Raw genomic sequence first — 10,934 nt, 5'->3', positions numbered from 1 at the left:
GAGCTACGAGCTACGAGCTACGAGCTACGAGCTACGAGCTACGAGCTACGAGCTACGAGCTACGAGCTACGAGCTACGCTGCCTTGGGGTTGCCCTTCGAATCTCGTAGCTCGATGCTCGCGGCTTACAGCTTACAGCTTACAGCTTACAGCTTACAGCTTACGGCGGCGTAGCCGCAGGCCGGGCAGCACCATCAGCGCCGCGAGGAGCCAGATCGGCCAGCTGCCGGTGCGGGTGAAGGGGGTGAGGCCTTCCATGGGAACATATTCCCCGATCAGGGTGGCAGCTTCGAACTGGGGCAGGCGACCGGCGATGCGTCCCTGTGGGTCGACGATGGCGGTGACGCCATTGCTGGTGGCCCTGACCACGTAGCGGCCGTTTTCCAGGGCGCGCAGGCGGGCCATCTGCAGGTGTTGCTGGGGGCCCAGGGAATCGCCGAACCAGGTATCGTTGGATAGCGTCAGGAGCACGTCGGCGTGACGTGCCTGCTTGGCTACCAGGTTGGCATAGATGATCTCGTAGCAGATGGCATTGCCGATGCGGGTGCCGGCGGCGACGATGGGTTGCTGGCCATCGGGGCCTGGCGTCATGGCCGGCATCGGCAGGTCGAAGAAGGCGATGGCGCCGCGTAACAGGCTTTCCAGTGGCAGGTACTCGCCGAATGGCACCAGATGGTGCTTGCGATATTCACCCTGCACGCCGTTCAGGCCGACCACGCTATTATAGAAGTTGCCCTGTTCATCACGCTGGAGAATGCCGGTGAGCAACTGGGTATCGTCCGGCAGGCTCGCCTGGGCGCGCTCCAGCACTGGCCGGGCCTGGTCCTCGAACATCGGCAGCGCCGCTTCCGGCCAGATCACCAGGTCGAGCGGCGTGTCGCCCAGTTCCCGGGTCAGGCGCCGATAGGTATCGATGGCGGTGCGCTGGCCTTCCGGGGTCCACTTGATCAACTGCGAGAGGTTGCCCTGTAGCAGGGCGACGCGCACCGGATCGCCGGCGGGATGGGTCCATTGCGGCGGCAGTGCCAGAGGCGCCAACCAGAGGCCGGCGAGGGGCAGGGCGGCCCACCAGCGGCGGCGCAGCAGCTCCACGCCGAGGGCACCGCTCAGGGCGGTGATCAGCGACAGCAAGTAGACACCGCCCACCGGCGCCCACGACGCCAGGGGTGAATCCACCTGGCCGCTGCCCAGCAGCAGCCAGGGAAAACCGGTGAACAGCCAGGTGCGCAGGGCTTCGCCCAGCACCCAGGCGCCGGCGAAGGTGAGCACGGCGAAGCGGGGGCCGGCAAGACGTCGATAGAGCCAGAGCGTGACGGCGAAGAACAAGGCGAGGGCGGCCACAAACAGCGTCGTCAGGAAGACGGCCAGGGGAACGCCGGTGTAGCCGTAATCGTGGATCGAGACATAGACCCAGGAGGCGCCGGTACCGAACAGGCCCAGGCCATAGCACCAGCCACGCCAGGCCGCCTGACGTGGCGACAGGGCCGGCAGGCCTGCATAGAGCAGGCCGGCGGCCACCGGGGCGAGCCACCACAGCATGAAGGGGGCGGCGGAGAGCGTGGTCAGTACCCCGGCCGCCAGGGCGGCCAGGCAACCGAGCAGGGGGCTGGAGCGAAAGGCGGGCATGGTTCCGTCCGTGGTCGTCAGGTTCGGGAAAGCGGGAGCGTCACTGGTCGTCGTCGGTAGGCCGCTCGGCTTCCAGCAGGCGGATGCGACGGTTGTCGGCGTTGAGTACGGTGAAGCGCCAGTCGCCGATTCTGGTGTGTTCGCCGCGTCCGGGCAGATGGCCGAAACGCTGCATGATCAGGCCGCCCAGGGTGTCGAATTCCTCGTCGGAAAGCCGGGTACCGAAGTGTTCGTTGAACTCCTCGATGGGCGTCAGGGCGCGGATGGCGAAGCGGCCGTCGCCCAGGTCGCGGATGTCCGCTTCCTCGTCGGTGTCGTGCTCGTCCTCGATGTCACCGACGATTTCCTCGAGGATATCCTCGATGGTCACGATGCCGGCGGTGCCGCCGTATTCGTCCACTACCACGGCCATGTGATTGTGGGTGTCGCGAAATTCCTTGAGCAGGCTGTTGAGCCGCTTGGATTCCGGCACGAACATCGCCGGGCGCAGCACTTCCTCTAGCTGGAAGGCGTGGCCGTTGTCCTGGTTGCCTTGCAGCAGTGGCAGCAGGTCCTTGACCAGCAGGATGCCCTTGACCTCGTCGAGGTTCTCGCCGATGACCGGATAACGCGAATGGCCGGTCTCGAGAATGACTGGCAGGTATTCTTCCAGCGGTTGGTCGAGATCGATGGCGTTGACCTGGGAACGCGGGATGAGCACTTCGCGAACCTGCTGGTCACTGATGTTCAGGGCGCCCTCGATGATCATCATGGCGTCCTGCTCGAGCTTGAGCCGGGTCGCTGCCTGGCGGAGGAACTCCAGGAGTTCGTCCCGGGAGCTGGGTTCGTCACTATCGCTGGTAAGTGCGCTGAACAATTTATCGAGCCAGGACTTGTTGCCCTGGCTACTCGATCGGTCTTCGCTCATGCGTCGGCTCTCTCGTCCTCGGTATCGATGTCACGCGGGGGAGGGCTAGAGGTTGCGTAGGGATCGGCGATGCCCAGTTCGGCGAGAATCTCGCGTTCGAGGGCTTCCATGACCTCTGCCTCATCGTCCTCGATGTGATCGTAGCCCAGAAGGTGCAGCGTGCCATGCACGACCATATGGGCATAGTGATCGAGCAGGGACTTGTGCTGCGTCTCGGCCTCGTCGACGACCACCGGATGGCAGATCACCAGATCGCCGAGCAAGGGCAGGACGACCGTCGGCGGGCTCTCGAAGGGGAAGGAGAGCACATTGGTCGGGCGGTCGCGATCGCGGTAGTCGCGATTCAGGTGCTGGCTTTCCTCGGCATCGACGAAGCGGATCGTCAGCTCGTGACGCGTCTCGTCGGGGTGACGGGACAGCACGCCGGTCACCCAGGTCTCAAGGTCGGCCTGTCGTGGCAGATCCTCGACTTCCAGGGCGACCTGGCGATCGATATCCGGTGAACTCATGAGTTTCCAGTGTCGCCGTCGTCACGGCGTTCCTGTCGCTGTTGGCGCTGTGCCTCGCGTTCCTGCTCGCGGGCTTCGCGCTTGGCTCTGGCCTCGGCTTCCTGCTCGGCCTCGAAGATATCGTAGGCCTCGATGATGCGTTGTACCAGGGGATGGCGCACCACGTCCTTGGCAGCGAAGTGGGTCACGCCGATGCCGGGGGTACCCTTCAGTACATCGAGGACCTGGATCAGCCCCGAGGTCTGGCCACGCGGCAGGTCGACCTGGGTGATATCCCCGGTGATTACCGCCGTGGAACCGAAGCCGATGCGCGTCAGGAACATCTTCATCTGTTCGCGAGTGGTGTTCTGGCTCTCGTCGAGGATGATGAAGGCATTGTTGAGCGTGCGGCCGCGCATGTAGGCCAGTGGCGCGATCTCGATGATCTGGCGCTCGATGAGCTTGGCGACCTGCTCGAAGCCGATCATTTCATAGAGAGCATCGTAGAGCGGCCGCAGATAGGGGTCGATCTTCTGGGCCAGGTCGCCGGGCAAGAAGCCGAGCTTCTCGCCAGCCTCGACAGCCGGGCGTACCAGCAGGATACGACGTACTTCCTGCTGGTTGAGCGCTTCCACGGCGGCAGCGACGGCCAGATAGGTCTTGCCGGTGCCGGCCGGGCCGATGCCGAAGTTGATGTCATGGGCCCGAACGCTCGAGACGTAGCTCTGCTGGTTGAAGCCACGCGGCTTGATCAGCGCCTTGGGCGTGCGGATCAGCCCTTCGTCCTCGCTGCCCGGCGACTCTTCCTCTTCTTCCAGTGCCTCGAGCCCTGATTCCTGCAGGAACAGGTGAACGGTATCCGGGGTCAGGTCGCTGGCCTCGGTCTCGCGGTAGAGGTGTTCAACGACGTTGGACGCGGCCTTGACCCGATGTCCCGGGCCGGCCAGCTGGAAGGTATTGCCGCGATTGCGCAGCGTGATGCCGAGCCGCGCTTCGATCAGCTTGAGGTGCTCGTCGCGTTGCCCGCAGAGGTTGGCCAGGCGGCGCGGGTCGTTGGGCTCGAGATTCAGCGTGATGATGCGATTGGCCGGTGTGGATGACTGGCTCAAGACAGGCGGGTCCATGGGTTGATGAGTGTCGTCGTCAGCTTACTGCCACCTTGGGGGGCGGAGCAATGCGCGGGAGACGGTTCATGACGGGCCGGGCGTCGGCCATGCAGCGTTGAAATCGTGATCGGCGTGTTCATTCAGCATGCTGAACAGCACGTCGATCACGATGTCGCCTGGCCTGAGCCTGCACGTTCATGAGCCGTCCCCGGCCGCAGAAGGAATCAGAAGCGCTCCGGAGAGGCCAGATCGCCCCGCAGGGAATTGGGCAGCGCCTCGGTGATTTCCACGTCGACGAAGTAGCCGATCAGTTCGGTGGGATTGGGCGCGCGGAAGTTGACCACCCGATTGTTCTCGGTGCGCCCGGACAACTGGCCCGGGTCCTTGGGCGAGAAGCCGGTCACCAGGATGCGCTGGGTGGTGCCCACCATGCGCCGGCTGATCTGCATGGCCTGCTGGTTGATGCGTTCCTGCAGAATCGCCAGGCGCTGCTTCTTGACCGCTTCCGGGGTGTCGTCGGGCAGTGATGCCGCCGGCGTACCGGGACGTGCCGAGTAGACGAAGCTGAAGGAAACATCGAAGCCGATGCGATGGATCAGGTCCATGGTCGATTCGAAGTCCGCCTCGGTCTCGCCGGGGAAGCCGATGATGAAGTCCGAGGAGAAGCTGATGTCCGGGCGCAGGGCACGGATGCGTTCCAGCTTGTCGACGTATTCCTCGACGGTATGGCCGCGCTTCATGGCCGCCAGGACGTTGTCGGAGCCAGCCTGCACGGGCAGGTGCAGATGGCTGACCAGTTCTGGAATCTCGCCGTAGGCCTCGATCAGGCTGTCGGAGAACTCCACCGGATGCGAGGTGGTGAAGCGGATGCGGTCGATACCGTCGACGGCGGCCACGCAGCTGATCAGCTCGGCCAGGTCGATCTCGTCGCCGAGTTGGTTCTCGCCACGATAGGCATTGACGTTCTGCCCCAACAGGTTGATCTCGCGAACGCCCTGGTCGGCCAGATGGATCACTTCGTCCATCACCGCCTCGAAGGGACGCGAAACTTCTTCGCCCCGGGTATAGGGCACCACGCAGAAGGTGCAGTACTTGGAGCAGCCTTCCATGACCGAGACAAAGGCGGTGGCGCCGTCGGAGGTTGGTTTCGGCAGGTGGTCGAACTTCTCGATTTCCGGGAAGGTGACATCGACCACCGAGATCTTGTCGTCCTGGCGTGCGTCGAGCATGGCCGGCACACGGTGCAGGGTCTGGGGGCCGAACACCATGTCCACCTGAGGGGCGCGCTTGCGCAATGCCTCGCCTTCCTGGCTGGCCACGCAGCCGCCAACGCCGATAACCAGGTCCGGATTGGCGTCCTTGAGCTTCTTCCAGCGGCCGAGCTGGTGGAAGACCTTCTCCTGCGCCTTTTCGCGGATCGAGCAGGTATTGAGAAGGATGACGTCAGCATCATGCTCGTCGTCGGTGAGCTCCAGCTGATGGGATTCGCCGAGTAGATCCGCCATGCGTGCGGAGTCGTACTCGTTCATCTGGCAGCCGTGCGTCTTGATGAAGAGTTTCTTCGCCATAAGAGTCTGGTCGTGGCGTCGAGGCCCGACGGGTAACACCGGTGGATGATCGTTCGCGGGCAGACTTGGAGTCGTCCGATGAGGGCCGAATTATACGCGCGCACGACGCCGGGGGCCAGCGTCGTGCGCTGCCGACGGCGGCATGTCTGTGGTACCTTTGGCGCTTGTGCCGGTCCCGGCGGGGCGCGTGGGTGGTCATGATGTGATCGATACCGCGATCATGCCGGCGGCATGCTGCCTGGCCGGTGGTTTCCAGCGGTTTTCCCGACACTTGTCCACAGCAATTGTGGATGACGTCGGGAGTGCTGCGTTTATCGCGGGTCGGGTTGGAAGGGAGGTCGGCGCTAGCCACCATTGCCTTGGGACACCGCACACAGAGCCTTGGATAGCCAGGATGACGGCATGACAATGCAACGAAGCAAGAAAGTGACACTGGGCGTGCTGCTCGGGGCCCTGGCCCTGCCGGCGCTCGCCCAACAGGATGATGGCGGAGACAATACCTCGCGCTGGGTGTCTGATGAGTTGACCACCTATGTCCGCAGCGGGCCTACCGATGGCTATCGCATCGTCGGCAACCTGACCGCTGGCGAGCCGGTGGAGGTGCTCGATACCGAGGACGATTATACCCAGGTGCGCAGCGAGAGCGGCGATGAGGTCTGGGTGCCGAGCGATCAGCTTCAGGATACGCCCAGCGCTCAGGTCCAGTTGCCGGCGCTGGAGTCCCGGGTCGAGGAGTTGAGTGCTGAACTGTCCGGCATCAATGACACCTGGGAAGATCGCATCAATGCGCTCAGCGAGACGCTTGCGGTGCGCGAGCAGCGTATCGCCGAGCTGGAAGGCCGCAATCAGGAGCTCGCCACGGAAACCGAGCAGTCCCGCGACACCATCCGTAACCTGCAGGCTCGCCTGGAAACACAGGAAGAGGACCTGCTGATGCGCTACTTCATGTATGGCGGAGGCGTGGCGGGCGCCGGTTTACTGGTCGGGCTGATCGTGCCGCACCTGCCGCGGCGTCGGCGCAAGCGCGACCGCTGGTTCTGAGCGAGGGGGCAGCATGGTCGAGGACTGGCGACAGCGCTGGCAGGAAGGACGCATCGGCTTTCATCGCGAAGCGGTGCACTCTGCGCTCGAACGCCATTGGCCCTGTCTCGGTGTCGCCGAGGGGACCAAGGTGCTGGTGCCCTTGTGCGGCAAGAGCCTGGACATGCGCTGGCTGGCCGACCGAGGCCACCCGGTGTTGGGCATCGAACTGGCCGAGGTGGCCATCGAGCAGTTCCTGTCGGAAGGCGAGAGCGAGGTGTCCCGCTACCATCACGCGCATTTTGCCGTCAGCCGGCAGGCGAACGTGGAGCTATGGTGTGGAGACTTTTTTCACTTTCACATCGACGAGGCAGCGGAGATCGGTGCCTTCTACGACCGGGCGGCCTTGATCGCCCTGCCTGACGCTGCACGCCAGCGTTATGCCTTTCATCTGGCCCAGTTGCTCCCGCCCGATGCTCGGGGGCTGTTGATCACCCTGACCCGAGCGCCGGGCGACTCGGGAGGCCCGCCCTATGAGGTGACGGCCGACGAGGTGCGTGAGCGCTTCTCGCCCAACTTCGAGGTGACCCATCTGGAGGATGGCGAGCGCGAGCCGGGCAGCGGTTTCCGGGAGAGCGTCTGGAAGCTGGTGCGGCGGGGGCCCGGACGCTGAAACCGGGCAGTGCCTTGCGCCACCGGGTCAGCGCGCCAGAAAACGCCCCAGCTCAGGATCCCTGAAGGCACGGTTCAGCCCGTCCGAGAGCAGCTCGGTGACCATGGTCGTGTTGGCTTCGAAACTTGGACGCACGGCATAACCCTGGGTGCGCCGTGAGGTGTAGGTTCCGGTGTAGGTCGCGCCGCCGTTTTCGGCGTTGGCGACCAGCACGGACTCGAGGCGCGCTTCATCGATCAACGGTTGGCTCTGGCCGCGCCCGTAGGCGAGGCGCTGCAGGGTCAGCGTCAGGCGAGGGCGCCCCTGGGCGGCCTGCGTGGTCGGCTGGAAGCCCATGTCGCGCAGGGCGCGTTCGGCCTCCGCCTGCAGTTTCGGCATCAAGGGCTCGGCCTCCACGGTGATCACCGAGGTCGACATGGCATTGCCGCTGCGGGTGCCGATCTGCGGGCTGTCTCGGCCATCCAACACCGCCACGGTCACCGCCTGGCCCTGACCAATGCTCGGCACCGTGGCGGTGCGCTCGGGCGTCGGCTGCAGGTATTGAGGCGACGAACAGCCGGCGAGCCAGCCAAGGGTCAGCATCAAGGCTGTGAGCTTCAAAAAACGTCGACGTTGCATGGCACTTTCCTTCCTGAAATGGCGACGAGGCACCGAGTATAGCCTCGTCGCCACAGCACGTGCATTCCCTTCAGCCGGCGAGCAGGGCCGCGCTGTCGTGTGCCGCTGGGGCACTGTCCTCGAAGCGATGCCAGCGGCGCGGTAGGGCGAACAGTCGCTGGCCCCGGCTGAGGGTGAGGCGTTCGAAATCGGCGTGACGCACGGTGGCAAGCCAGGGGCCGGGCAACCAATCGGCGGCCAGTTCCACGCGCACCTCGGCGCCGACCGGCGAGATGGCGGTCACGGTCACTGGCAGATGGGCCGACTCGCGTGGCGCGGTATCCAATGCCACTTCATGGGGGCGCAGCAGCAGGTCCTCCGGCCCGTCGGGCAGGTCGACATCGAGTCGAGCGTCGCCACAGGTGAGCACACCGTCGCGCACCTCGCCCTCGAGATGGTTGGCATCGCCCAGGAACTTGAACACGAAGCGATTGGCCGGGGCGCGATACAAGGCCTCCGGCGTGTCGATCTGCTCGATGCGGCCATCGCTCATCACCACCACGCGGTCGGAGAGTTCCAGCGCCTCTTCCTGATCGTGGGTGACGAAGACGCTGGTGAAGTTCAGCTCATCGTGGAGGTGCCGCAACCAGCGGCGTAGCTCCTGGCGGACCTTGGCATCCAACGCGCCGAAGGGCTCGTCGAGCAACAGGACATCGGGGCGCAGGGCCAGGGAACGCGCCAGCGAGACGCGCTGTTGCTGGCCGCCGGATAGCTGTGCCGGGTAACGCCCCGCCAGCTTTTCGAGCTGGACCATTTCCAGCAGGCGGTGCACCCGAGCGCGAATCTCGCCGCTGGAGGGCCGCTGGCGACGCGGCATCACCGTCAGGCCGAAGGCAACGTTGTCGTAGACCGTCATGTGCCGGAACAGCGCATAGTGCTGGAAGACGAAGCCGATGCGCCGGTCGCGCACGTGCAGTTGGGTGACATCGCGCTCGCCGAACAGGATGCGACCGGCGGGCTTGTGGTCGGGTGCCTCGAGCCCGGCGATGATGCGCAGCAAGGTGGTCTTGCCGGAGCCGGAGGGGCCGAGCAGCCCGATCAACTCGCCCTGCTGAATATCGAGATCCAGCGGCGCCAGGGCCTGATGGCGCCCTCCACGGCCATAGTGCTTGGCGATGTTCTCGAGATGAATGCTCATGCGGAAGCCTCCCGGCGCGTGGCGCGCCACTCCAGGCCGGCCTTGGCGGCCAGCGTGAACAGGGCGATGAGGGCCAGCAGGGCGGCGCTGGCGAAGGCGCCCACGGTGTTGTAGTCCTGATACAGCAGTTCGACGTGCAGCGGCAGGGTGTTGGTCTCGCCGCGGATCGCGCCGGAGACCACGGAGACGGCGCCGAATTCGCCCACCGCCCGGGCGTTGGTCAGGATCACTCCGTACAGCAATGCCCAGCGGATGTTCGGCAGGGTGACCCGGCGAAACAGTGTGAAGCCCGAGGCGCCCAGGGTGACCGCCGCTTCTTCTTCTCGCGAGCCCTGGGCCTGCATCAACGGAATCAACTCCCTGGCCACGAAGGGGCAGGTGACGAAGATGGTGACCATCAGGATGCCTGGCCAGGCGAACATCAACTGGATGTCATGGGCGTCGAGCCAGCCACCGACCCAGCCATTGCGGCCGTACAGCAGCAGATAGACCAGGCCCGCTACCACCGGCGAGATGGCAAAGGGAATGTCGATCAGCGTCTGTAGCAGGCGGCGTCCCGGGAACTGGAAACGTGTCACCAGCCAGGCCAGCATCACCCCGAACACCAGGTTCACCGGAATGGTCAGGACGGTGATGAACAGTGTCAGGCCGATGGCGGACAAGGTGTAGGTGTCGCTGACATTGCTCCAGAAGCCGCCGAGGCCCTTGGCGAAGGCCTGGGCGAAGATTGCCACCAGCGGCAGCAGCAGAAAGAGCGCGGCCAGCGCCACGGCGGCGCCGATGAGGGTACGGCGCAGGACGGGAGCATCTCCGATTCGTTGCATCAGCTACCTCCGTGCAGGCGGCGGATGAAGCGGCCTTGCCACAGGTTGATGGCCAGCAGCAGGATCAGCGAGGTAGCGAGCACTACCGAGGCGATGGCCGAGGCGCCGACATAGTCGTACTCCTGCAACTTGACGAAGATCATCAGCGAGGTGATCTCGGTCTCGTAAGGCATGTTGCCGGCGATGAAGATCACCGCGCCGAACTCGCCGAGCGAGCGCACGAAGGCCAGCCCTGTGCCGGTGACCAGCGCTGGCCACAGGTGGGGCAGGATCACGCGGCGGAAGGCCACGCCATCGCGGGCGCCCAGGGCCATGGCCGCCTCGTCGATTTCTCCCGGCAGATCCTCGAGGATCGGCTGCACGGTGCGCACCACGAAGGGAATGCTGGTAAAGGCCATGGCGAGCGCGATGCCGATCCAGGTATAGGCGACCTCGATGCCCAGCGGTGCCAATGCCTTGCCCATCCAGCCGCTGCTGGAGTAGAGCGTGGCCAAGGTGATGCCGGCTACCGCCGTGGGCAGCGCGAAGGGCAGATCCATCAGGGCGTCGAGCAGGCGCTTGCCCGGGAAGTCGTAGCGCACCAGCACCCAGGCCAGCAGCAGCCCGAAGATGGCGTTGATCACCGCGGCGACTGCCGCTGCGCCGATCGTGGTCACATAGCTGGCGACGACACGGCCTTCGCTGATGATCGCCCAGTACTCGGCCAGCGACAGGCCGGAGAGCTGGCCGACCAGCCCGGTCAACGGCAGCAGCAGGACCAGCGACACGAAGGTCAGGCTGATGCCCAGAGACAGGCCGAAGCCCGGCAGTACACGCTGCCGGGCCCGGGGAAAGGGCAAGGAGAAAGCCGCTGCTTTCATGAGAGAGTCTCGTTCATGCTGTTATGTGTGACTACTAAATGAGCACTTCGAGCCGAATTTCAACGCCA

Annotated in this window: 11 protein-coding genes; 2 read left to right on the top strand and 9 right to left on the bottom strand. The window is 64.9% G+C overall.

Translation table 11 applies throughout. The annotated features are described in order from the left end of the window. Positions 1-152: 152 nt before the first annotated feature. The 5 genes from lnt to miaB all read right to left on the bottom strand — a co-directional run bounded on the left by lnt (position 153) and on the right by miaB (position 5,694). Positions 153-1,625, bottom strand: a complete 1,473-nt coding sequence (lnt, locus tag FZZ93_RS17775; RefSeq protein WP_149323636.1) for an apolipoprotein N-acyltransferase — start codon at positions 1,623-1,625, stop codon at positions 153-155. A 40-nt stretch (positions 1,626-1,665) separates the two neighbouring features. Continuing rightward, a complete protein-coding gene (locus tag FZZ93_RS17770; RefSeq protein WP_149323635.1) occupies positions 1,666-2,532 on the bottom strand; it encodes a CorC family transporter in 867 nt (288 codons plus the stop codon). Next, complete coding sequence (gene ybeY / locus FZZ93_RS17765; protein ID WP_149323634.1) at positions 2,529-3,041, bottom strand: rRNA maturation RNase YbeY; 513 nt, start codon at positions 3,039-3,041, stop codon at positions 2,529-2,531. Before ybeY ends, FZZ93_RS17770 begins: the two co-directional genes overlap by 4 nt. After that, entirely contained in the window at positions 3,038-4,144 is a 1,107-nt protein-coding gene (locus FZZ93_RS17760) for a PhoH family protein (protein WP_407650221.1), read from the bottom strand. The genes ybeY and FZZ93_RS17760 overlap by 4 nt, the downstream gene beginning before the upstream one ends. Positions 4,145-4,350: 206 nt before the next feature. Continuing rightward, positions 4,351-5,694: a tRNA (N6-isopentenyl adenosine(37)-C2)-methylthiotransferase MiaB gene (gene miaB / locus FZZ93_RS17755; protein ID WP_149323632.1), complete on the bottom strand. Its 1,344-nt coding sequence runs from the start codon at positions 5,692-5,694 to the stop codon at positions 4,351-4,353. A gap of 402 nt (positions 5,695-6,096) precedes the next feature. Between miaB and FZZ93_RS17750 the strand changes: the two genes are divergently transcribed. Both FZZ93_RS17750 and FZZ93_RS17745 read left to right on the top strand, forming a co-directional pair. Then, complete coding sequence (locus FZZ93_RS17750) at positions 6,097-6,735, top strand: TIGR04211 family SH3 domain-containing protein (protein ID WP_149323631.1); 639 nt, start codon at positions 6,097-6,099, stop codon at positions 6,733-6,735. Positions 6,736-6,748: 13 nt separating this feature from the next. Next, on the top strand, positions 6,749-7,387 hold the full coding sequence (locus FZZ93_RS17745) for a thiopurine S-methyltransferase (protein WP_149323630.1): 639 nt from the start codon (positions 6,749-6,751) through the stop codon (positions 7,385-7,387). 27 nt (positions 7,388-7,414) lie between these two features. Here FZZ93_RS17745 and FZZ93_RS17740 read toward each other — a convergent pair whose 3' ends face one another. The 4 genes from FZZ93_RS17740 to cysT all read right to left on the bottom strand — a co-directional run bounded on the left by FZZ93_RS17740 (position 7,415) and on the right by cysT (position 10,866). Then, positions 7,415-8,005 (bottom strand): YajG family lipoprotein, encoded by a 591-nt coding sequence (locus FZZ93_RS17740; RefSeq protein ID WP_149323629.1) that lies wholly within the window; start codon positions 8,003-8,005, stop codon positions 7,415-7,417. Between the two features lie 70 nt (positions 8,006-8,075). Further along, positions 8,076-9,182: a sulfate/molybdate ABC transporter ATP-binding protein gene (locus tag FZZ93_RS17735; RefSeq protein WP_149323628.1), complete on the bottom strand. Its 1,107-nt coding sequence runs from the start codon at positions 9,180-9,182 to the stop codon at positions 8,076-8,078. Continuing rightward, positions 9,179-10,006 carry a sulfate ABC transporter permease subunit CysW gene (cysW, locus tag FZZ93_RS17730; protein ID WP_149323627.1) on the bottom strand — a complete coding sequence of 276 codons (828 nt, stop codon included), beginning with the start codon at positions 10,004-10,006 and terminating at the stop codon, positions 9,179-9,181. Before cysW ends, FZZ93_RS17735 begins: the two co-directional genes overlap by 4 nt. After that, positions 10,006-10,866, bottom strand: coding sequence for a sulfate ABC transporter permease subunit CysT (gene cysT / locus FZZ93_RS17725; RefSeq protein WP_149323626.1), 861 nt, complete (start codon positions 10,864-10,866; stop codon positions 10,006-10,008). Before cysT ends, cysW begins: the two co-directional genes overlap by 1 nt. Positions 10,867-10,934: the final 68 nt, after the last annotated feature.

The organism is Halomonas eurihalina (assembly GCF_008274785.1).
GTDB lineage: Bacteria > Pseudomonadota > Gammaproteobacteria > Pseudomonadales > Halomonadaceae > Halomonas > Halomonas eurihalina.
This window is presented reverse-complemented; position numbering and strand designations above follow the sequence as displayed.

Excerpts from the sequence above, each read along its gene's own strand:
- lnt (WP_149323636.1), bottom strand. The coding sequence starts at position 1,625 with ATGCCCGCCTTTCGCTCCAGCCCCCTGCTCGGTTGCCTGGCCGCCCTG.
- FZZ93_RS17770 (WP_149323635.1), bottom strand. The coding sequence starts at position 2,532 with ATGAGCGAAGACCGATCGAGTAGCCAGGGCAACAAGTCCTGGCTCGAT.
- ybeY (WP_149323634.1), bottom strand. The coding sequence starts at position 3,041 with ATGAGTTCACCGGATATCGATCGCCAGGTCGCCCTGGAAGTCGAGGAT.
- FZZ93_RS17760 (WP_407650221.1), bottom strand. The coding sequence starts at position 4,144 with ATGGACCCGCCTGTCTTGAGCCAGTCATCCACACCGGCCAATCGCATC.
- miaB (WP_149323632.1), bottom strand. The coding sequence starts at position 5,694 with ATGGCGAAGAAACTCTTCATCAAGACGCACGGCTGCCAGATGAACGAG.
- FZZ93_RS17750 (WP_149323631.1), top strand. The coding sequence starts at position 6,097 with ATGACAATGCAACGAAGCAAGAAAGTGACACTGGGCGTGCTGCTCGGG.
- FZZ93_RS17745 (WP_149323630.1), top strand. The coding sequence starts at position 6,749 with ATGGTCGAGGACTGGCGACAGCGCTGGCAGGAAGGACGCATCGGCTTT.
- FZZ93_RS17740 (WP_149323629.1), bottom strand. The coding sequence starts at position 8,005 with ATGCAACGTCGACGTTTTTTGAAGCTCACAGCCTTGATGCTGACCCTT.
- FZZ93_RS17735 (WP_149323628.1), bottom strand. The coding sequence starts at position 9,182 with ATGAGCATTCATCTCGAGAACATCGCCAAGCACTATGGCCGTGGAGGG.
- cysW (WP_149323627.1), bottom strand. The coding sequence starts at position 10,006 with ATGCAACGAATCGGAGATGCTCCCGTCCTGCGCCGTACCCTCATCGGC.
- cysT (WP_149323626.1), bottom strand. The coding sequence starts at position 10,866 with ATGAAAGCAGCGGCTTTCTCCTTGCCCTTTCCCCGGGCCCGGCAGCGT.